Consider the following 21153-nt stretch of genomic DNA (forward strand, 5'->3'; position numbering starts at 1 on the left):
GGCCACCGGAGCACGGTGGCCGGACCTACCCGTTTCACACGCGCTCGAGCACCGCCGAGGCGCCGATCCCGCCCGCGGCGCAGATGCCGAGCAGCGCAGTCTCTTTCCCGGTCCGCGCCAGCTCGTTCGCCATGGTCGTCACCATCCGGGCGCCGGTCGCGCCGAAGGGATGGCCCAGCGAGATCGACCCGCCGTGCACGTTGAGCTTGTCGATGTCGACCGAACCGACGGCCTCGTCCCGGTCGAGCCTGGTCTTGGCCCATTCCGGGCTCTCCAGCATGCGCAGCACCGACAGGGTCTGCGCGGCGAACGCCTCGTGGATGTCGACGAGGTCGATATCGGCCAGCGTCAGTCCCGCCTTGTCGAGAGCACGCGGCATCGAGATCGCGGGGCCGAGGAGAACCTGGTCGGCCGGGTCGACGCTGACGAAACTCCACGAACGGATCGCCGCCAGCGGCGTGAACCCCAGGGCGCGCGCCTTCTCCTCGCTCATGAGCAGCACCGCGGAGGCGCCGTCGGTGAGCGGGCTGGCATTGCCCGCGGTGACCGTGCCGCCCTTCGCGAACACCGGTTTCAGGGTGGCGAGCTTGTCGACGCTGGTGTTCGCGCGGACCAGCCCGTCGGTGTCGATCCGCGTACCCGACGGCGTCGTCACCGGCACGACCTCGTCGTCGAAACGGCCCGAGGCGATGGCGGCCGCGGCACGATGGTGCGAGCGGGCGGCGAACTCGTCCTGGTCGGCGCGGCTGATGCCGTTGATCCCGGCCATCTTCTCCGCCGACTCGCCCATCACCTCGCCGGTGGTGCGCTCGGAGATCTTGGGCTGGCGCGGCAGGATGTCGGTGAACGGCGCGAGCCGGCGGACCACGTCGAAGTAGTCCTTGGGCTTCGGTTTGCCCAGGGCCACTGGCGCCACCGCGTGCACGACATGCTGCGGGAGTTTGATCTCGGCATTGCTGGTGGAATCGCTGCCACCGGCGATCATGATGTCGTATTCGCCGCGTTCGATCGCCGCCGCCGCCGAGGTGACCGCCTGCAGGCCCGACGCGCACGCCCTGGTCACCGTGTAGCCCTCGCATCCGAAGTCCAGGTTCAGGTCGAGCGCCACCTCCCGCGCGATGTTCGGCGCATGGCTCGGCAGGATGACCCCACCCCAGACGATGGACTGGATCTCGCCGGGCGCGATACCGGTGCGCTCGAGCAGACCCCGGACCGCCGCACCGGCGAGAGCGATGCTGTCGAGGCGGGTGAAGTCGGTGAACGCGCGCACGAACGGGGTGCGCGCGCCACCGACGACGACGGCACGGGTGCGTTTCTCGGCCATGTGGGTCCCTTCGGAAGTGTCCGCTGAGCCCACGGTATCCGATACCAGCGGTACTGGATATCGGTTCGAGGTAACCCGCGCGTCAGGCCGGCGTGATCTCGATGCCGATGGTGCCCGCCTTGCCGCGGCGCAGGTTGCTGGCGAGGATGACCAGCGGGCCGGTCAGCCAGTACTTGCGGCGCAGCCAGGAGCGCACCCGCTCGGTCTCGCCGGCGTCGAGCAGCCGCGCGGTGCCGCCGGTGACGGCACCGTGCGCCTTGCCGCGCGCGTCGCAGGGTTGCAGCGTCACCTCCGGATTGCGGCGGATCCGCTTCACCTTCCAGCTGTCGGTGACCGTCCAGACGAACAGCTTGTCGTCATGGGCGACGGCCCAGACGGGCGTACCCACCGGTGAGCCGTCTTTGCGGAAGGTGGTGAGCAGCACGAAGTTCGCCGTCTGCAGTTCGCCGAGACTGTTCGTCATGCCCGCAGCCTAGCGGCATCCAGCGCCTCGGCGCGCGCTGCGAAGCGGCCGCCGAAAAAGGGACGGGCGTTCCCACGAAAGTCTTCTTAACCTCAGGACCGGCACAGACTCATCCACCGGAAGGGCAACCGATGACCGACACCGCAGTACCGATGCTGTGGAGCGGCGATCTGCCGAGCACGCTCGACTTCTACCGGGCACTCGGCTACACCGTCACCTACGAGCAGACCAGGCCCTATGTCTACGGCGCGGTCGAAGGACACGGGTGCGCGCTGCATTTCGCGGACGCGCCGCCCGGGATCACTCTGCCCGCGGAGCATGTGGGGGCGCTGGTGATGGTCGACGACGTCGCCGCCCGCCACGCCGAGTACACGGCGGCGTTGCGCGCGCACTACGGGAAGATCCCGGCCAAGGGCTGTCCGCGGATCACCCGGTTCCGGCCGGGCCAGTCCCGGTTCTCCCTGGTCGATCCGGTCGGCAACACCCTGCTCGTGATTCAGCGCGACGAGCCGATGGAGCTCGAGTACGGTGGCTCGCGGGAGCTCGACGGTCTGGCGCGGGTACTCGACAATGCTCGCATCCTGCGCGATTTCAAGAACGACGATCGCTCGGCGACCCGCGCCCTGGAAGCGGGCCTGCATCGTTTCGGTGCCACCGCGTCCGCCGTCGACCGGGCCCGCGCCTACTCGGCACTCGCCGAACTTGCCGTCGCGGCAGCGGATTCCGATCGACTCACCCACTGGCGGGCCGAACTCGACGCCGTCGAGCTCACCCCGGCCGAACACGCCACCCTGTCGGCCGATGTCGCCGCCTCCGGGACCCTCGCGACCTGGCTCAGCGCCACCGCACCCGGCTGAGCACGCGCCGCGGAGCCGGGCGGCGGTTAGGCTTCGGCCATGCACCGACGCTCCGGCCCGCGGGTGATCCGCTGTCTCGCAACCACACTCGTCGCCGCGGCGCTGACCGGCCTCGGCCCGATCGCCTCGGCACAGGCCGAGGCGGGGTGCGCGCAGGGCTGGCAGGCCGACATCATCGCCGCCGATCTCGGCGGCCTGGAGAACCTCGAGTACGACGGCGCGGGCGGCTTCTATGTCACCGGCATCGTCGACGGCGAACTCCTGCATGTCGACGACACAGGCAAGGTCACCACGATCCTCACCGGCCTGGACGCCCCCGCCGGGCTCCGATTGTCCGGCGACCTCCTCTATTTCATCACCGGCGACGGCACCACACCCCAGGGCGGCGGCACCCTCAGCCGGCTCCACCTCCCGACCGGCGAAGTCACTGTCTTGCTGCCCGACCTGGTTCAGCCCAACGGCCTGCTCCTGCTCCCCGACGGTGACCTGCTCATCTCCCAGCTGTCGATCCCGTGGCCGCCGGTCGGCATCAGCCGATACCGCCCCGCCACCGGCGAATTCACCCTCGCCTGGTCCCCGGTCCCCCGCCCCAACGGCCTGGCCCTCACCCCCGACCGCCGGGCGATCTTCACCGATGACGTAGCCACCTCCCAGATCCTGCGCATCCCCCTCGACGCACCACACAGCCCGACCACCGTGGCCACCGTCCCCGACGGCCTGCTCCCCGGCCTCGACGACCTCGACACGACTGCCGCCGGCCTGGCCTTCGTCGCCGGCGACTACTCCGGCAGCGTCTACCAGATAGACACCACCACCGGCCACTGGTGCGCTATCGCCACCGGCTGGACCACTCCCCGCGGCCCCCTCCCGGAACTCCCCCCGATCGGCCCCACCTCCGCCCGCATCGCCCCCGACGGCGACTCCTGGTCCCTCTTCGTCACCAGCATCGACGGCACCCTCCGCCGCCTCCGCCCACCCGCCACCGTCGACCTGACCCCACCCCTCCCCCGCTGACCGGATCGCGTCGCGCAACCACGCGTCGGAGACTGCGAAGCTGTTTCCGCGAGCCCGGCCGAGGATCGACACGATGAACCAGCGCTGGCCGCGGCGGTCCGTGCCAGGCGAATTGATCACGGCGGCAACGGCTGTAGTACTGGCCACAGTTGCGCTCGGTGCGAGCTCAACGCTGGAACAACCGCGATGGTCGTGATGGACTGACGGATTCGCCGGTGAAATGAGGGAGGTCCGTGTGCGCTCGGCGCCGGAGTGGTCGCAGCAGCGAGGGTTCGGAGTAAGGGTGGAGTGGGGGCGGGCGGGAGCCGCCGCGATCGGGGTGGGGGCTGCTTGTGTGGTGGTGGTCGATGTGCTGTCGTTCACCACCTCGGTGTCGGTGGCGGTCGGGGCGGGCACGGCGGTGTTTCCGTATCAGTGGCGGGACGACTCGGCGCGGGAGTTCGCCGACCGGCACGATGCGGCGCTTGCTGTGGGGAGGCGTCAGGTCAGTGCCGCGCAGCCCTGGTCGCTGTCGCCTGCCGCCATTCGCCGCGCGCCGTTCACCGAGCGGCTGGTTCTCCCCTCCCCCAACGGTTCTGCCATCGCGGCCGGTGTCTCCGAGGCGACGGTGGTCGCGGCCTGCCTGCGCAATTACCGAGTCGTCGCGGAGTGGCTGATCGCCAGGAACTGGGGCACGCCCACTCAACCGATCGCGATCGTCGCGGCGGGCGAGCACTGGCCGGGTAGCGAGGTGGCCCGGCCCGCCCTGGAGGATTGGCTCGGCGCCGGCGCGCTCGCTGCCGCGCTCCTCGACCGCGGCGCCACCGACCCCTCACCCGAAGCACTGTCCGCGGCAACCACTTTCACGTCCCTGACGGATGCTCCCGCCCTGATCTCCACCTGCGCGTCCGGGCGTGAGCTCGCCGCGATCGGCTTCGCCGACGATGTCGCCCTCGCGACGGAACTCGACGCCGATTCCACCGTTCCGGTCCTCGTCGACGGCGCCTTCACGGCCCAGCGGCCGTCCTGACCGACTCTGCGGAACAACAACATTCGAGCCGGCCAGGACGGAGCGACGGGTGGATCCCCACCACCCGTCGCGCGCCGGTGACTACTGGTTCGCGCCGATGATCCCCCCGATCACCGCCCCGATCACACAGCCGGGAATGGCGCTGACGAACAGGAAGATCAACCCGATCAGCGCGCCGACGACACAGCCGATCGCGATGCCCGCGACGATATTCCCGGTCTGGTCGATGTTCTGCAGCGCCACCGGATTCGGTGCCTGCGCGCCGACCGGGGTGAGGGTGAGCGTCGTCGCCGCGGCGTCGACCTCGGGGATCACCCGCACCGCGGGCCCGGCCACGGTCTGCACGGTCGTCGGGATGAAGCCGACCCGGCTCCCGTCGGGCGCCAGCACGGCGACCCCGGCGTCGGGCGTGAGCTCGAACGTGCCCGCCGCCAGTGCCACGGTCGCCGCGGACCCGTTCGGGGCGACCGCCGCGGTATAGGCGACAGCACCGTCGACACCGGCCACTCCGGGGCCTGCGAGGGGGGCGCCGTTGGCGGTGGCCGCGGTGATGCCGGTCGCTGCCACGGTGAGCACACCGGCAGCCAGCAACTGCTTGAACTTCATGGGATTTCCCTCCGACTTGCCGACCCGACCTGCCCCGGGATCAGCGCGATACCCACCCATGATGCGCCATGGCTATGTCACATAACACCAGATCGATCGAATCCGGATCGTGCTGCGGCACAGCCGGATTCGCAACCCTCGGGCAAACCGATCGGTCTCCCCGATTTCGCGACCACACCCACCCACCGAAATTGACGACCCACTCAGCGGGACAAACGCGCATTAACACCAACCTAACGCTCGCTAGGTCACATACTCCGTGGCGGAAGGTGTGCGATCTACATCACACCGAAGCGCACGCATTCCACTCCATTTCGAACGAAGTTCCCGACCAACGGAGCGTGGCCATGTCCACCATTCCCCAAGATCCACCCACATCAGAGGGCCCCGAACTCGACAAGGCCGACGACACCGGACGACTCGACGGCGCATCCCGCGCCCGGATCTTCACCGTCCTGGCCGTCATCGTGCTGTTCACCGAGATCGCCCCGATGCAGTACACGATCGTCTCGGCGGCACTACAGAAAATCGCCCCGACCTTTCCGGGCGTCGGCGCGAACATCAACTGGGCCATCATCGTTTTCGGCCTGATCGGTGCGGCCGCGTCCCCACTCATCGGCAAGATGAGCGATGTCTGGGGCAAGAAGCGGATGTTCCTCATCTGCGGCGTGCTGTTCGTGATCGGCTGCGTCCTCGACGCGACCACCTCGAACTGGGGCATCTTCCTGCTCGGCCGCTGCCTACAGGCCACGGCGATCGCGACCGCGGTCATCGCCTACGGCCTGATCCGGGACCTGATGCCGCGCAAGTACGTCCCGCTCGGCCTCGGCGTCACCGCGACCGGCCTCGGCGTGTCCGCCATCGCCGGTCCGCTGCTCGGCGGCTTCCTCGTCGACAACTACAGCTGGCGTGCGATCTTCTGGTGCCTGGCCGCGTTCACCCTGGTGATGCTGCCGCTGGTGTATTTCGTGGTGCCGGAGTCCAAGCTGCGGGTGCGCGAGCGCATCGACGTCGTCGGTGCCCTGCTGCTCTCCGGCGGCGCCGCGCTGATCCTGATCTACGTCGACAAGGGCCACGACTGGGGGTGGGCCGAGCCGACGACCCTGGCCTGGGTCATCACCGGCGTCGTCCTGCTGATCCTGTTCGTGCTGGTGGAAACCCGTGTCGCGCAGCCGATCATGGACATGAAGCTGCTGTTCCACCCGCGCGTGGCGCTGGTGCTGGCCGGCGCGCTGTTCGCCTCGTTGCAGATCGGCGTCGTCTCCTACGCCATCGCCTACATGTCGCAGACTCCCGACGAGGCGACCGTGGCAGCGGGCGCGCAACAGGGCATTCTCGCCAAGGTGCAGGCCGCGACCGGTCAGCCACTGCCCGCCGAAGCCGTCCAGGTGACCCTCGACCCGGGCTACACCTACGGCAGCGGCTACACCCTGCTGGAGTTCGCGCTGCGCATCGCCCTGCTCGGCGCCGTGGTCACCATGGTCTGTGGCGCGCTCGCCGGTGTGATCGCGCGCCGCGTCGGCGCCAGGATCCCGCTCGTCATCGCCCTGGCGATCTTCGTCGGCTCGGCCGTGGCCTTCGCCGTGCTCCCGCATACCAGCACCGTGTTCCTACTCGTGAACGCGGTGTTCAGCATCGGTTTCGGCTTCTATTACGCGGCCATGCCGATTCTCATGGTGGAGGCCGTCCCGCAGGAGCAGCAGGGCATCAGCCTCGGCATGCTCGGCGTCATGCAGTCGATGGGTGTTGCCGTCGGCCTGGCGATCGTCACGGCGTTCCTGCACGCCAACGGCATGACCGCGCTGGTCAGCGTCGGCGGGCAGGCACAACCACCGGCGCCGATTCCGGACATCTTCGCCGATCGCGGCTACGAGCTGGGCTTCTGGGTCTGCGGCGCCGCGGCGGCGGTGGCCCTGGTCCTGGCCGTGATCATGCGGCACGGACGCACGCCCGCCACCGGCGGTACCGCGCACTGAGCCCGATGGACGGGTCGGTGATCACCGGCCCGTCCGCGGGTTGCGGTATTTAAATACCCCACCTACGCTCGGATCCATGGTGCGTCTCCCTCTCAGCCCGGCCCAGGTCGAAGCAGGCCGCCGCCTCGGGCGCCGCCTGCGTTCCGCGCGCGGCGAGCGTGACCTCACCGAGGTGGCGCAGGCGGCGGGCATCTCCCCGGAGACGCTGCGCAAGATCGAATCCGGCCGCCTGCCCTCCCCCGCCTTCGGCACCGTCGTCGGCCTCGCGGAGGCGCTGTCGCTCCCGCTGACCGAACTCGCCGAGGTCTACCGCGCCGAGCAGGTCGCCGAATCCGCCTGACTCGCGCGGGCTTTCGGCTCAGTCGCGGAGCGTGAGAATACTCGGCCCGTCGGCGGTGACCGCGATCGTGTGTTCGCTGTGCGCGCACCGCGATCCGTCGGCGGAGCGAATCGTCCACCCGTCGGCGTCGGTCACGACCTTCGCGGTGCCCGCCGCGAACCAGGGCTCGATCGCCACGGTGAGACCGGGGCGCAAGCGGAAGCCGCGACCCGCCCGGCCCGCGTTGGCGACGTGCGGATCCTCGTGCATGGTCCGGCCGATGCCGTGCCCACCGAACTCGGTGTTGACCGGATAGCCGTAGTCGTGCGCGACCGCCGCGATGGCGGCGGAGATGTCACCGATGTGGTTGCCCGGCTGCGCGGCCGCGATCCCGGCGGCGAGTGCTTCTTCGGTGGCCCGCACCAGTCGCCGATCGGCCGGGTCGGGCGTGCCGACGATGGTGGTCACCGCGGAGTCGGCGGCCCAGCCGTCGATGACGACGGCCAGGTCGGCGGTGAGCACATCGCCGTCACGCAGAACATAGTCATGCGGAAGGCCGTGCAGCACAGCGTCGTTGACCGCGAGGCACACGGTGTTGCGGAACGGCCCGCGACCGAACGAGGGCGCATAGTCCCAGTAGCACGACACCGCGCCGCGCTCGCGGATCCGTTCCCGCACATACATTTCCAGCTCGAGCAGGTTCACGCCGACGGCGGCCTGCGCGTGCACGCCTGCCAGCACATCGGCCACGAACCGGCCGGTCACCCGCATCCGCTCGATCTCCGCGGGTGACTTCAGCTCCACCATCACGCCTCCAGTTGGTATTTTCATACCAGCCTAGTAGCGCCGGTATAAAAATACCAATCTGCCGGTCAGCGGTTCAGGTTGCCCATGTCCACCGGGATCTGCGCGCCGGTGACCTGTCCGGCCTCGTCCGAACACAGCCACGCCACCGCGGCGGCGATCTCCTCGGGCTCGGTGAGGTAGGTGGGCAGCGCGTTCATGAAGATCGGCGCCAGGGTGGCCGCGTGCTTCTCGAACAGCGGGCCCATCTCCGCCATCTGCATGCCGGTGGCCACACCGGCCGGGTGCACGGTGTTGACCCGGATCTTGTACTCGCCGAGTTCGTTGGCCATCGTCTTGGCCAAGCCGGTGATGGCGTGCTTGGTGGCGACGTAGTGGCCCGTGAACGGAATGCCCTTGAGCCCGGCCACCGAGCTGATGAACACCATCGCGCCACCCTCACCCTGCTCGATCAGGTGCGGAATCGCGGCTTTCGCGGTGTGGAAGACGCCGGTCAGATTGACATCGATCGTCTCCTGCCACTGCTCGGCGGTGATCTCCCAGGACATCGCGGCCGAACAGATACCGGCGTTCGCGACGACCACGTCGAGCCTGCCGAACTGCTCGATCCCGGCCCCCAGTGCCGCCGACAGCGCGGCGAAATCACGGACGTCGACCTTGCTCGCGGCGATCTTGCCCCCGGCTGCCTCGACGAGACGAACGGTCTCGGCCAGATCCTCTTCTGTGGCGCCCGCGTAGCTGGTGCTGGCGAAATCCGCACAGGCGTCGATCGCGATGATGTCGGCGCCTTCCTCCGCGAAGCGAACCGCCTCGGCCCGGCCCTGACCGCGGGCCGCGCCGGTGATGAAGGCGACTTTGCCCTCGTAGCGTCGCGTCATGTCCTACTACCTCCGAACGTCGATGTGCACTATGAACACCACACCATTGCCGGGCGTCTCTCGGTGCGGAATCGGCGGATTGGCCGCGGCGAGGAAGTCAGTCGCGAGCGAAGCTCGCCCACGCCCGGACGACGACCTCGCCCGCGGCGTCGGCCCCGGACAGGGTCACGTCGACGCGCGATTCACCGTCCTGCACATAGCTCTGCGTGACATGCCCCGAGCAGGTCATGACGTCGCCGGGCGGCAGCGGCCGCACCACCCTGGTGCGAAAACGGCGGATGTTCTCCGCGCCGAGCCAGTCGGTGGCGTAGGTGGCCAGCAACGCGGCCGCCTGCGGCGAGGCCGGTCCGCCCGCCACGGGTCCGGCGGCGGCCCAGGACTCGGCGACGAGGCCGCCGGTGCGGTCGAAGTAGCGGGTCAGCGACTCCGCGGCCGTGACAGCGGGCTTGTCCACCGGGTCGCCCGCGATCGAGCGGATCGCGGTCAGCTGGTCTCCCGCCCGCGGCGGCGGGCCGAAGAACCGGTGGTCGGTCTCCACCCGTTCGCCTGCCGCGGCGCCGAATCCGTCGGCGGGCAGGAAGGTCGGCGGGACCACCGGCCGGTCGGCGAGCCGGTAGGCCGGATTGTGGGAGCGCGCCGCCTCGGCGAACAACCGGATGGCATCGGTCTCCAGAACCACCGCGACGTTACCCATGATCATTCCTCTCGTCCTGCAGGTGCCGTCACGCTATGGCGGCCCGCGGGCTGTGATCGGTTCCTCTCCCGCTCATCGGGACACCGGCCGCCCGCGCCGAAAACATGTCCGCTGACCGGGAACACGGCGGCCCGGCGACCCCCTCGCGGCGTGACCATCAGCACAGCTCATCCCCACTCCGTCCGATACATGGAGGTTTCGATGCCGGAGAACTCGCCGAACGGCCGATCACTGGACGCCGACTACCGTCAGATCGAGGCCGCTGCCGCGCCTGCCCGCTTCGCCCGCGGCTGGCACTGCCTCGGCCTGCTCTCGTCGTTCCGCGACGGCAAGCCGCACGAGGTGAAGGCGTTCGGCACCACCCTGGTGGTGTTCCAGTCCGAATCCGACGGCGCGCTGCACGTGCTCGACGGTTTCTGCCGCCACATGGGCGGCAACCTGGCGCACGGCACCGTCAAGGGCGACTCGATCGCCTGCCCGTTCCACGACTGGCGCTGGGGTGGCAACGGCAAGTGCACCGCCATCCCCTACGCCCGCCGGGTGCCTCCGCTGGCCAAGACCCGCTCGTGGCCGACCCTCGAGCGCAACGGCCAGCTCTACATCTGGCACGACCCGCAGGGCAGCAAGCCCACCGACGCGGTGACCATCCCCGAGATCGAGGGCTACGGCACCGACGAGTGGACCGACTGGACCTGGAACTCGATGCTCATCGAGGGCTCGCACTGCCGCGAGATCGTCGACAACGTCGTGGACATGGCGCACTTCTTCTACGTGCACTACGCCTTCCCGCGCTACTTCAAGAACGTCTTCGAGGGCCCCGTCGCCACCCAGTACATGCGCTCGACGCCGCGTCACGACATCGAGGTCGGTACCAGCTACGACGACCCGAACTCCACCCTGCGTTCGGACGCTTCGTATTTCGGCCCGTCGTACATGATCGACTGGCTCTGGAGCGAGGCCAACGGCATGACGATCGAGACGGTGCTGATCAACTGCCACTACCCCGTCAGCGAGAACTCGTTCGTGTTGCAGTACGGCGCGATGGTCAAGAAGCCACAGGGCATGTCCGACGAGGACGCGAACGCGATGGCCGCCCAGTTCGCGCAGGGCGTCGAGTACGGCTTCGAGCAGGACGTCGCGATCTGGAAGAACAAGGCGCCGATCGACAACCCGCTGCTCTCGGAGGAAGACGGACCGGTCTATCAGCTGCGACGCTGGTACAAGCAGTTCTACGTCGACGTCGAGGACGTCACCGACGACATGACCACGCGGTTCGAGTTCGAGATCGACACCGAGCGCGCGGTGACCAGCTGGGAGGCCGAGGTGGCCGACAACATCGCCCGCGGCGCCGTCATCAACACCATGTCCTGACCCTCACCACCCCGAACAGAAAGCACCACCTGCGATGACCAAGGTTCTCGACAACATCGCCGCGATCGCGGACCAGCTGCGCGATCAGGCCCCGGAGGCCGAGCGGCTCGGGCAGCTGCCCGACGCCACGGCGCAGCTGCTGAAGTCGGCGGGCCCGATCCGCCTGCTGCAGCCCAAGAAGTACAGCGGGTACGAGGCGCATCCGCGCGAGTTCGCCGAGACGGTGATGGCCACCGCGGCGCTGGACCCGGCCAGTGGCTGGATCGCCGGCATCGTCGGCGTGCACCCGTGGCAGCTGGCCTTCGCCGATCCGAAGGTGCAGGACGAGGTGTGGGCCGACGACCACGACACCTGGATGGCCTCGCCGTACGCGCCGACCGGTATCGCCCGCCCGGTCGACGGCGGCTACATCTTCAACGGCCGCTGGCAGTTCAGCTCCGGCACCGATCACTGCGACTGGATCTTCCTCGGCGCCATGCTCGGCAACCCCGACGGCTCGATGGCGCTGCCGCCGACCATGCTGCACATGATCCTGCCGCGCCAGGACTACACCATTGTCGAGGACTCCTGGAATGTGGTGGGCCTCAAGGGCACCGGGTCCAAGGACATCATCGTCAAGGACGCCTTCGTGCCCGACTACCGGGTGATGAACGGCGACCACGTCATCGACGGCACCGCGCAGAAGGAGTACGGCGTCACCGAGACGCTCTACAAGATGCCGTGGTCGACGATGTTCCCGCTGGGCATCAGCTCCGCGGTGGTCGGCATCGCCGAGGGCGCGCTGGCCGCGCACCTGGACTACCAGCGCGACCGGGTCGGCGCCCAGGGCACCGCCGTCAAGGACGACCCGTACGTGCTGTTCGCCATCGGCGAGGCCGCCGCCGACATCAATGCCGCCCGCCAGGAACTGCTGGCCAACGCCGACAAGATCTTCGACGCGGTCGACAAGGGCCAGGAGATCAGCTTCGCCGAGCGGGCCGCGGTCCGGCGCACCCAGGTCCGCGCGGCCTGGCGCGCGGTGTCGGCGGTGGACCAGATCTTCGCCCGCTCCGGCGGCAACGCCATGCGGACCGACAAGCCGCTACAGCGCTACTGGCGCGACGCGCACGTCGGCCTCGCCCACGCCATCCACGTGCCGAGCACGGTGTACCACGCCTCGGCCGTCAGCTCCCTCGGTCTCGAGCCCGCGGACAACCTCCGCTCGATGATCTGACCCGAATACCAAGAAGGACAACGGAAATGACAGACATCAAAGGCCTCGGCTACGTCAAGATCCAGACCGCCGACATGGACCGGTGGCGCACCTTCGCGTTCGACGTGCTCGGTTTCGCCGAGGGCAGCGGGCCGGACGAGAACGCGCTGTACCTGCGGATGGACGAGCGCGCGGCACGCATCACGGTCGTGCCCGGCGACACCGACGCCGTCGTGACCATCGGCTGGGAGGTGCGCGACCACGCGGCCCTGGTCCGGGTGCAGGAAGCGGTTACGGCCGCCGGCATCGCGGTCAAGCCGCTCTCGGTCGAGGAGGCCGACGCGCGCCGGGTCGAGGAGGTCATCACCTTCCAGGATCCGACCGGCGCGACGCTCGAGATCTTCCACGGCGCGGTACTCGACCACAGCCCCGTGGTGACGCCGTTCGGCGCGAAGTTCGTCACCGGCGCCCAGGGCCTGGGCCATGTCGTGCTGCCGACCATGGACCCCAACGGCGCGTTCGGCTTCTACACCGAGGTGCTCGGGTTCCTGCCGCGCGGCGCGTTCCGCATCCCGGCGCCGCCGGAGTTCGGCCCGATGCGGGTGCGCTTCATGGGCGTCAACGAGCGGCACCACAGCCTCGCGCTGTGCCCCGCGCCGCACGGTGGCGCGCCCGGCCTGGTGCACATCATGGTGGAGGTCGACACCCTCGACGCCGTCGGCCAGGCGCTCGACCGCGTCACCAGGGACGGCTTCTCGGTGTCCTCGACGCTGGGGCGGCACACCAACGACAAGATGGTGTCGTTCTACGTGCGCGCGCCCGGCGGCTGGGACATCGAGTTCGGCACCGAGGGCATGAAGGTCGACGAGACCTACTACAGCGCTGAGGAAATCACCGCCGACAGCTACTGGGGTCACGACTGGTCCGGCAGCGAGCCGCTGGCTGCCATGTAACCGCGCACAGCCCTTCGACGGCCCCCGTGCCGAGCACTCCGCTCGGCACGGGGGCCGTCGTCGTTGCACGCAGATTCAAGATTCATGTGACAACAGACACACGGCATGGTATCAATAGGCATATGCCTAATCGAAATATGCGAATGGGCATCAGCTCGTAGATCCGAATTGGAGCGCCCCATGGTCATCCAGGCCGAAGCCACCACCCCCAGCGCGATCCTCGATCGCGCGTCCCTGCTGCTCGACGCCTTCGACGGCCCGGGCAGGCTCACCCTCGCCCAGATCGTGCGCCGGACCGGCCTACCCCGGTCCTCGGCGCATCGCATGCTGGAGCGGCTCGTGCAGCTGCGCTGGCTACGGCGCGAGGGCCGCGACTACGAGCTGGGTATCCGGCTGATGGAGCTGGGGTCGCTGGCCGTGCACCAGGACCGCCTGCATCGCGCGGCGATGCCGTTCCTGCACGAGCTGCACCGGGTCACCGGGTTCGTCGTGCACCTGGCCGTCCTCGACGGCCCCGACGTCGTGTACCTGGACAAGGTCGGCGGCGATCTGTCCGCCGCGGTCCCCACCCGCGTCGGCGGCAGGCGCCCCGCGCACTGTACGGCGGTCGGCAAGGCGATCCTGGCCTACTCCGACGAGCGCCGCCTCGCCGAGGTCGTCACCGGTCAGTCCGGTGCCCGCACCAAGTACTCGCTGACCACCCGCGCCCAGCTCGACACCGAACTGAACAAGGTGCGAGCGCACGGCATCGCGGTCGAGCGGGAGGAATCGCTGGCCGGCTTCGGCTGCATCGCCGCCCCGATCGGCGACCTCGGCGAGTCCGCCGTGGCCGCGGTGTCGGTGTGCGGACCGGTGGATCGCATGGTGTTCGACCACCGCCTCTCGGCCCCGATCCGCACGACAGCGCTCAACATCTGGCGCCACGTCGACGACGGCAGGGTACGGGTCCGCCCGACCCTGCAGCAGCACCCGCGTCCGCTGGGTGTCGGCCCCCGGGTCGCCACCGACCACCGCGCGCCCCGCTACGCGTGACCTCGGTACGCCGCCCGGCGGGAGCGGGCGGCGACCGGCATCAGGCGGGTTTGTTCGCGCAGAAGCTGTGGCAGACGCGGTCGTGCACGATCACGTCCGGGCATTCGGGATCGAACCACCGGTCGACGTGCGCCCAGTGCACCGGGTGCATCAGATAGGGCCCGTCGAGCCCGTCGAGATCGGTGAACTCCTGCTCCCAGACATGCGTCCACGGCACGGACCCGATCCCGCGGATCACCCGGCTCAGCTGCCAGGACCGCATCGTCGGGATGTAACCAGGCATCCGCAGCAGGTCGGCCTCGAAGCGGTCGACCGTCGCGGGCGCGGTCCCCGGCGCGACCCGCAGCAGCAGAACCCGGTACACCGATCCCTGTGCGCGCGGCTCGGCGAAACCACCGACACCGCCGTCGTACTCGGCACCGTCGACGTGGGTCACGAGCGGGTCCGCGAGCACCGCCTCCACCCGCGGCGCACAGCCGGACCAGTCGGCCGCCTCGTCGAATCGCAGGTGCACCAGCACGTCTCCGCCATTGCGCACCCCTGGCAGCGTGGGCTGAACCAGCACCCGCCGCGCCTCCCCGGCCGCCGCCGCGCGCAGTTCGGTCATCAGCTGTTCGGCGTCCGAACCGCCCGCAGCTGCAAGGTGCACCAGCCGAACAACATCAAACATTGCCGAGCCCCTCGATATCGGCGGCCTCGGCCCCCGTCGACCGCGTTCGATGAACTATCAGGTCATCCACACCACCCCACCACTGCCGCACCGCCGGATCCGACCGCCCCCGCCAGGTCATCTCCCACCACCCCTCGGCCCCATCGAGCACCCACGTCGCGATGACCGTGTTCGACTCGTCGGGAAACCACAGCGGCGGACTCACGACAATCCGCTCCAACGCCATCCCCCGCTCACGCGCCCCCGGCGCGTACTCCCGCAGATAGGCGTCGACGAAATCCCTGGCCCGACCAGGTTTCGTCACCACGGTGTCGATCACATAGACCTTCGCAGTGTTCATGCGCCGACGGTAGGCACCCATCGACCGGTCGCGACCTGGTGTTTCCGCCCAGCGGGAGAACGCGGTTCCGGGTGGGGTGCCCGCGACCTGACGTGCCAGTTCGACCAGCAGCCCGCGGCGTTCGTAGTCGCGCGGCGCGCCCACCCTCACAGCCGCGGCGAGCTCGCCGGTACGCAGTCCGGCGGTCATCGCCGGCCCTCGATCGAGGCCTCGACCCTCGCGGCGAAGGCGTCGAGCACCTCGACGTAGGCCGCGGGGACGCCCACCTGCATCACCAGCCCGGTGCCGGTGGTGTCGAAGTCGAAGGTGAAGAACGAGCAGCAGTTCGATTCTCGCGCCGCGAGATCCCGGGAAGCGGATTCGGCGTCGGCGGCCAGATGCAAGGCCAGCTGCGTCGGGGCGGGACGGGCCATCCCGTGCACCGACTCGGCGAAGAATCGGTCGAACTCGGCGACCCGGATCGGTTGTTCCGCGGTCGGCAGGGTGCACGCGTCCGGCACCCAATCGTCCTGAGCCGGCGAAATCATGGTCAGCTGCAGCAGTTGGGATCGAGCACCACGCACAGGGCGGACAGGGCGTCGCGGCGGGCACGATGGAAGGTGTTCATTCCGCGCCGTTCCGACTCCACGAGCCCGGCCTTGCGGAGCTGGCCGAGGTGATGCGACACCGTGGACTCGCCGAGGCCGACCGCGGCGGCCAGGTCGCCGCCGTTACGTTCGCCGAGCGGGGCGGTCAGCAGCAGCGACAACAGCTTGACCCGGACCGGGTCGGCGATCGCTTTGAGCCGCAACGCCACCTCGAGGGCGGCGGCGTCGTCGACCGGTCCCGCCGCGACGGGAGCGCAGCAGACCGGGGCGGACATATCGATCACAGGTAACGCCTTGGGCATGAAATCGAGACTACCCGCGGTATTGACATATGTCGAAAAGGTGAGCAGACTCGGCATCAGAAGTTCTTCGATATATGTCACACAAGTGGAGGTTCCATCATGTCTCGCATCCAGCTCGCCCTCAACGTCGACAACCTCGACACCGCCGTGCAGTTCTACTCCACCCTGTTCAACTCCGAACCGGCCAAGCGCAAGCCCGGCTACGCCAACTTCGCGATCACCGAGCCCCCACTCAAGCTCGTCCTGATCGAGAACGCAGGCCAAGGCGGATCCATCAACCACCTCGGCGTCGAGGTCGAAACCTCCGAACAGGTCCACGGCGAGATCGCCCGGCTCTCCGAAGCCGGCCTGTTCACCGAGGAACAGATCGCGACCACGTGTTGCTTCGCCACCCAGGACAAGGTGTGGGTCACCGGCCCCGGCGCCGAACGGTGGGAGGTCTACACAGTGCTGGCCGACAGCGAAACATTCGGCACCGCACCCGAACTCGGCCGCACCGACGCCGAAGCGATCGACGTGTGCTGCGGCACCGCCGCCGAAGCCGAGGCAGAGGGCGCGTGCTGCGGCAACGACGCCAAGCAGAAGGCCGTCTCGTCCGGCGCGACCTGCTGCGGCTGACACGCCACGACGGCGAGCGTTCGCCCAGGGCGGAGCTCCCGTCCCATTGGGGGCGGCTGTGCGCCCGGTGAATTTTCCGGGCGCAGGCCGCCGCCGTCGGAGTAGCCGCCCGAAACCGACGGTTGCGTCACCAACAATGCAACGTAGACGGCCACTCACCCTGCGCGGTTTATCGGTGCGGGCACATTTGGTCCAATTGCGTTATGTACGGCCCGGCCGCTGGGCAAGTGGGCCAGCGCCCGGGCCGACAGGTCACATCCGCTGCGGAGCGGCCATTCCCAACTGCCCCAAACCGAGCGCGAGAGTACGCGCAGTCAACTGACACAGTGCGATTCGGTTCGAACGGATCGGTTCGTCCGCCGTGATGACCGGACACGAGTCGTAGAAGCTGGTGTAGGCACGGGCGAGATCGTAGAGATAGCCGGCAAGCCGGTGCGGCTCCAACGCGTCGGCGACCTCAGCGAGGACGGTTCCATAGCCGTCGAGGGCCAAGGCGAGTTCCCGCTCCGCCGGCTCGAGTGGACCAGCACTATCGACCACGGCCTGGGTCGCGGCGCCTGCTTTGCGCAGGATCGAGCACACCCGGGCGTGGGCATACTGCAGGTAGACGCCGGTGTTGCCGTTGAGGGCGGTCATCCGGTCCGGGTCGAAGCTGTAGTCCTTGACCCTGGATGTCGACAGATCCGCATACTTGACCGCACCGATCCCCGCCTGCTCGGCGATGGTGTCGAGTTCGGCCGACGACAGGTCCGGGTTCTTCTCGGCGACCACCGCGCGCACCCGCGCGACGGCCTCGTCGAGCAGGTCCATCAGCCGAACTGTCCCGCCCGCACGGGTTTTGAACGGTTTACCATCCGGCCCGAGGATGGTGCCGTAGGCGACATGATCGACCTCGATCGCGTCGGTCAGCCAACCCACCCGCCGTGCCGCTTCGAACACCAACTGGAAATGCAGCGCCTGCCGCGAGTCGGTGACATACAGCAGCCGGTCGGCGTGCAGGGAGACGATGCGGTACCGGATGGTGGCCAGGTCGGTGCTGTCATAGCCGTAACCACCGTCGCGTTTGCGAGCCATCAGCACTGCCGGCTGATCGTCAGGGCCGGTGACTTGTTCGGACAGCACCACCACCGCGCCGTCGCTGTCGACCGCGACGCCCTTGTCCACCAGTTCGGTGACTGTGTCGGCGAGCTGATCGTTGTAGAACGACTCACCGACATAGTCATCGGGAGTGAGCAGCACACCGAGCCGGTCGTAGATCGCTCCGAACGCCTTCTCGGACTCGGCGACGATCTCCCGCCACCGCGCCACCGTGTCCGGGTCACCCGCTTGCAGCGCAACCACACGGGTCCGCGCCCGGTCGGCGAAACCCGGATCGGAATCGAACAGCTTCCGGGCCGCCTTGTACAGGCTGTCGAGCGCCGACACCGGACTGGTGTACGAGCCCAGTTCCTCTGTATGCCAAGGCGATTCGGGATGCTCGTCGATGTACTGGATGAGCATGCCGAACTGGGTGCCCCAGTCGCCCAAATGGTTCGCGCGGATGACGTCGGCACCGAGGAACCCGAAGACCCGGGCCAGGCTGTCGCCGATGATGGTTGTCCGCAGGTGCCCGACGTGCATTTCCTTCGCCACGTTCGGCGCCGAGTAATCGATGACGACCCGTTGCCCGTCTTCGGTGGTGGGGACTCCGAGCCGGTCGTCGGCCAGTCGCGCGGCGACGGTTTCCCACACCGCCGAATCGGCCAGGGTGATGTTCAAGAACCCTGGGCCCGATACCTGCACGTCAGCGATCACACCATCGGCCAGATCAACCTGGGTGGCCAGCTCGGCACCGAGCTGGACCGGTGCCATACTGACCCGCTTGGCCAATGGCAGCGCGGCGTTGGATTGGAAATCGGCGCGATCGGATCGTCGCACTACCGGGTCCGCATCCGCCGTTTCCGGACGGACTCGGGCGATCGCCTCCGACACAGCGGCAGCGACACGTCCGAGCAGCGGCACAACACCGGCAGAGCTCACCTTGGGTTCCTTTCGATGGGGAGTACTAGTGTGGCAGGTCCATTACGCGGCATGACCAGGACCAACCTGATCACCACGGTTGTGACACCGCCGAAATCGCGCGCCGCCGACAACTTCGACAATTTTCCGGGCGACCGCAGCGGCAGTACGGTGTCGGTCCTCAACGTCGACCCCGTTCTTGTCCTCGTGCACGGTCTTGCATCTCTCGCTCTCGTACTTGGGTTCTGTGCTGAGTTCCGCGTCGACCTAGTTCGGCTCGCTCGCGGGCATCTTGGTCTCTGATTTGCTCGAGTCGCTCGCGCGAGGATGCAATGTCCTTCTCGCGGCTACCCATCCGCATGAGTTGGTTAGTTTCCACAACGTCCAATTCCTGGCCGCGGTCGACACGAGCGATCTGCTCGGCGTAGTACGCCTCGTAGCTGGATCGACCGAAGTACAAAGTCTCACCAGGGCTTACTTCGAGCGAGTAGGCCTGGAGGTCGCGTTCCCATCGAACGCCACCGTGTAGAAGACCGTTGATCGCGCGAGGGTCGACCTGCTGCGCCAGGACTTCTTTATCCAGCTGTAGCGCTTTTCGTGAGGCTTCGACCTGCTGCGCGGCCCGTGCGCTAGACGCTGGATCGTCGCGGGCTAGCCGCTCGGCTTGCTCCCGTGCCACTTCGGCCAGGCGGGCGTTGTGTGTGTCGACAATGCGTTCGAGCAGCTTTGCCTTCTCGAGGTCGCGGGCCTTGTCTCGTTCGGCGCGAGCCTTTTCCTCAGCGCGTGCCTTATCGGCTTCCTGCGCAGATGGCTTGGAGTTCGCAGGATCTGCGGCGAGCATCAACTGCCCGGCGATGCCGCGATCGCGTTCCTGGCGGCGGTTCTCGAGCTCCTTCGCCGCCGCGTCGCGGTAGTAAGGATGCAGTCCGAGGTTGTCGAGGACTTCGCGCTCATCCCACTGTTCTCTTTCGTGCTCCTCCCGCAAGGATTTAGCGACCCGTACGTGCTCGCCGATCCGGTCGATCAGCTGACGCTTGCTGCCTTGGTCGATGTCGCGCTGCTGGATTGCCTTGATCTGTTCACGAATGGCCTCGCGGTCACGCACCGCGACATGACCTTCGACGACACGGGCGGCAGCATGCACGACCGCGGTATCTACCCGTCCGAGGAGCCTGTTCATCTCCTGGTAGCGCTCGTCGCGCTTCTGCGCCTGCACGTGCTCCACTACCAGCGCGTCCTTGAGCCGCAGGTTCGCTGCTTCGCGTGCTGCCTTGTCGATCTCCTGCGTCGTCGCCCGGTCTACTTCGATCAGGTTGGCGAGTTCGTCGCGTGAGCCGATAAGCACTTCGAGGCTGATCGGTTGACCTCGCTCGTTGGCCTTTTCGATCTCACGCAGGAAACCCTTCAAGGCCGGAAAGGCCGTTCTCAGCTCGGGGGTTTCACGTACCTGCTCGATCGCCTTTTCAAGCTTTCTTGCGGCTTGGGCGCGTACAACCGGGCGACCAAGTTCAATCGCCTGCTCGAACTGCTTGTCGGAGAGCTCGATCACCTTGAACTGTGCGGGGTACTTCTGCGCCAGGCGCTTCGCCTCGGCCAGCACGTCCGGGTGTGGAGGGTCGGTGCCACGGACTATGTATTCGGCCTCCTGAACCTGACCGAAGGTCAGGAGGAATTCGTCCTTGGCGAGCTGCTTGAGCCCTTCCTCCCGGCCGACCCACCCGGCCTTGTACTCGACAGCCTTACCGACCTTGTGCGTTTTCGGATTAACCTTGGCTACATCGTGCCGCCGATCACCCATCGGGGTCTTTTGTACGACTTCGTGTCGCCAGTTTTCCTCGGCAGTTCGGCCGGTCATTTCCAGGTGACCATGCATCATCATGTCGTGGCGGGTTTTTCGGTCCCCCCAGCGTTCGACCTCGGTCTGCCACCGTTGGGGATCGCGTGCCGTGTTCAGTGCAGCAGCGCCCTCGGCTAGTTTGCCGAGGATGTACTGACGGTGCCCTACATCGCCCGCCTCGGTGAGACCTCGGTCAGTCCGCGGAACGACGTCACCAGTGCCGGCATGGTTACCCCCGCCCACACCGTGTGAACTTGCGGCCGACTCAGATCCGCCTTGTCCAGATGGGGAGCCGTCCGACCCTCCTGT

Annotated in this window: 22 protein-coding genes; 10 read left to right on the forward strand and 12 right to left on the reverse strand. The window is 68.1% G+C overall.

The genetic code is table 11. The features are described 5' to 3' along the window. Positions 1 to 34: 34 nt before the first annotated feature. Complete coding sequence (locus ACWF82_RS32685) at positions 35 to 1324, reverse strand: acetyl-CoA C-acyltransferase (protein ID WP_452507437.1); 1290 nt, start codon at positions 1322 to 1324, stop codon at positions 35 to 37. 82 nt (positions 1325 to 1406) lie between these two features. Beyond that, positions 1407 to 1787: a PPOX class F420-dependent oxidoreductase gene (locus tag ACWF82_RS32690; RefSeq protein ID WP_452507438.1), complete on the reverse strand. Its 381-nt coding sequence runs from the start codon at positions 1785 to 1787 to the stop codon at positions 1407 to 1409. A gap of 131 nt (positions 1788 to 1918) precedes the next feature. On the opposite strand from ACWF82_RS32690, the gene ACWF82_RS32695 reads away from it, so the two are divergent. The 3 genes from ACWF82_RS32695 (at position 1919) to ACWF82_RS32705 (ending at position 4667) form a co-directional block, all read left to right on the forward strand. Then, entirely contained in the window at positions 1919 to 2644 is a 726-nt protein-coding gene (locus ACWF82_RS32695) for a glyoxalase (RefSeq protein WP_452507439.1), read from the forward strand. A 39-nt stretch (positions 2645 to 2683) separates the two neighbouring features. Further along, positions 2684 to 3658 carry an SMP-30/gluconolactonase/LRE family protein gene (locus ACWF82_RS32700; RefSeq protein ID WP_452507440.1) on the forward strand — a complete coding sequence of 325 codons (975 nt, stop codon included), beginning with the start codon at positions 2684 to 2686 and terminating at the stop codon, positions 3656 to 3658. 283 nt (positions 3659 to 3941) lie between these two features. Continuing rightward, positions 3942 to 4667, forward strand: a complete 726-nt coding sequence (locus ACWF82_RS32705) for a 2-phosphosulfolactate phosphatase (protein WP_452507441.1) — start codon at positions 3942 to 3944, stop codon at positions 4665 to 4667. An 81-nt stretch (positions 4668 to 4748) separates the two neighbouring features. Here the strand turns inward: ACWF82_RS32705 and ACWF82_RS32710 are convergent, their stop codons facing one another. Then, positions 4749 to 5273, reverse strand: coding sequence for a hypothetical protein (locus tag ACWF82_RS32710; protein ID WP_452507442.1), 525 nt, complete (start codon positions 5271 to 5273; stop codon positions 4749 to 4751). 347 nt (positions 5274 to 5620) lie between these two features. Between ACWF82_RS32710 and ACWF82_RS32715 the strand changes: the two genes are divergently transcribed. Next, complete coding sequence (locus ACWF82_RS32715; RefSeq protein ID WP_452507443.1) at positions 5621 to 7249, forward strand: MFS transporter; 1629 nt, start codon at positions 5621 to 5623, stop codon at positions 7247 to 7249. Between the two features lie 76 nt (positions 7250 to 7325). Beyond that, on the forward strand, positions 7326 to 7589 hold the full coding sequence (locus tag ACWF82_RS32720) for a helix-turn-helix domain-containing protein (protein WP_452507444.1): 264 nt from the start codon (positions 7326 to 7328) through the stop codon (positions 7587 to 7589). An 18-nt stretch (positions 7590 to 7607) separates the two neighbouring features. On the opposite strand, the gene map is transcribed toward ACWF82_RS32720, so the two are convergent. The 3 genes from map to ACWF82_RS32735 all read right to left on the reverse strand — a co-directional run bounded on the left by map (position 7608) and on the right by ACWF82_RS32735 (position 9944). Beyond that, positions 7608 to 8375, reverse strand: coding sequence for a type I methionyl aminopeptidase (gene map, locus ACWF82_RS32725; RefSeq protein ID WP_452507445.1), 768 nt, complete (start codon positions 8373 to 8375; stop codon positions 7608 to 7610). A gap of 65 nt (positions 8376 to 8440) precedes the next feature. Then, positions 8441 to 9250, reverse strand: a complete 810-nt coding sequence (locus tag ACWF82_RS32730; RefSeq protein ID WP_452507446.1) for a mycofactocin-coupled SDR family oxidoreductase — start codon at positions 9248 to 9250, stop codon at positions 8441 to 8443. 97 nt (positions 9251 to 9347) lie between these two features. After that, on the reverse strand, positions 9348 to 9944 hold the full coding sequence (locus ACWF82_RS32735; RefSeq protein WP_452507447.1) for a hypothetical protein: 597 nt from the start codon (positions 9942 to 9944) through the stop codon (positions 9348 to 9350). 201 nt (positions 9945 to 10145) lie between these two features. Here ACWF82_RS32735 and ACWF82_RS32740 point away from each other — a divergent pair, with 201 nt between their 5' ends. The 4 genes from ACWF82_RS32740 to ACWF82_RS32755 all read left to right on the forward strand — a co-directional run bounded on the left by ACWF82_RS32740 (position 10146) and on the right by ACWF82_RS32755 (position 14492). Then, positions 10146 to 11315, forward strand: coding sequence for a Rieske 2Fe-2S domain-containing protein (locus ACWF82_RS32740; RefSeq protein ID WP_452507448.1), 1170 nt, complete (start codon positions 10146 to 10148; stop codon positions 11313 to 11315). A gap of 34 nt (positions 11316 to 11349) precedes the next feature. Continuing rightward, positions 11350 to 12528: an acyl-CoA dehydrogenase family protein gene (locus tag ACWF82_RS32745; protein WP_452507449.1), complete on the forward strand. Its 1179-nt coding sequence runs from the start codon at positions 11350 to 11352 to the stop codon at positions 12526 to 12528. 26 nt (positions 12529 to 12554) lie between these two features. Continuing rightward, the gene (gene bphC, locus ACWF82_RS32750; protein WP_452507450.1) at positions 12555 to 13460 is read left to right on the forward strand and encodes a biphenyl-2,3-diol 1,2-dioxygenase; all 906 of its coding nucleotides are present in this window, start codon (positions 12555 to 12557) and stop codon (positions 13458 to 13460) included. Positions 13461 to 13640: 180 nt separating this feature from the next. Then, positions 13641 to 14492 carry an IclR family transcriptional regulator gene (locus ACWF82_RS32755; RefSeq protein ID WP_452507451.1) on the forward strand — a complete coding sequence of 284 codons (852 nt, stop codon included), beginning with the start codon at positions 13641 to 13643 and terminating at the stop codon, positions 14490 to 14492. 40 nt (positions 14493 to 14532) lie between these two features. On the opposite strand, the gene ACWF82_RS32760 is transcribed toward ACWF82_RS32755, so the two are convergent. The 4 genes from ACWF82_RS32760 to ACWF82_RS32775 all read right to left on the reverse strand — a co-directional run bounded on the left by ACWF82_RS32760 (position 14533) and on the right by ACWF82_RS32775 (position 16391). Beyond that, positions 14533 to 15162, reverse strand: coding sequence for a Dabb family protein (locus tag ACWF82_RS32760; protein WP_452507452.1), 630 nt, complete (start codon positions 15160 to 15162; stop codon positions 14533 to 14535). After that, positions 15155 to 15502 (reverse strand): hypothetical protein, encoded by a 348-nt coding sequence (locus tag ACWF82_RS32765; protein WP_452507464.1) that lies wholly within the window; start codon positions 15500 to 15502, stop codon positions 15155 to 15157. The genes ACWF82_RS32760 and ACWF82_RS32765 overlap by 8 nt, the downstream gene beginning before the upstream one ends. A gap of 185 nt (positions 15503 to 15687) precedes the next feature. After that, positions 15688 to 16029, reverse strand: a complete 342-nt coding sequence (locus ACWF82_RS32770) for a hypothetical protein (protein WP_452507453.1) — start codon at positions 16027 to 16029, stop codon at positions 15688 to 15690. A 2-nt stretch (positions 16030 to 16031) separates the two neighbouring features. Beyond that, positions 16032 to 16391: an Rv2640c family ArsR-like transcriptional regulator gene (locus ACWF82_RS32775; RefSeq protein WP_452507454.1), complete on the reverse strand. Its 360-nt coding sequence runs from the start codon at positions 16389 to 16391 to the stop codon at positions 16032 to 16034. 99 nt (positions 16392 to 16490) lie between these two features. Here ACWF82_RS32775 and ACWF82_RS32780 point away from each other — a divergent pair, with 99 nt between their 5' ends. Continuing rightward, positions 16491 to 17009: an ArsI/CadI family heavy metal resistance metalloenzyme gene (locus ACWF82_RS32780; protein WP_452507455.1), complete on the forward strand. Its 519-nt coding sequence runs from the start codon at positions 16491 to 16493 to the stop codon at positions 17007 to 17009. Between the two features lie 252 nt (positions 17010 to 17261). On the opposite strand, the gene argS is transcribed toward ACWF82_RS32780, so the two are convergent. Both argS and ACWF82_RS32790 read right to left on the reverse strand, forming a co-directional pair. Further along, complete coding sequence (argS, locus tag ACWF82_RS32785; protein WP_452507456.1) at positions 17262 to 19028, reverse strand: arginine--tRNA ligase; 1767 nt, start codon at positions 19026 to 19028, stop codon at positions 17262 to 17264. 160 nt (positions 19029 to 19188) lie between these two features. Beyond that, positions 19189 to 21087: a hypothetical protein gene (locus ACWF82_RS32790; RefSeq protein ID WP_452507457.1), complete on the reverse strand. Its 1899-nt coding sequence runs from the start codon at positions 21085 to 21087 to the stop codon at positions 19189 to 19191. Positions 21088 to 21153 lie beyond the last annotated feature (66 nt).

The sequence above is a fragment of the Nocardia sp. NPDC055053 genome, assembly GCF_053608285.1.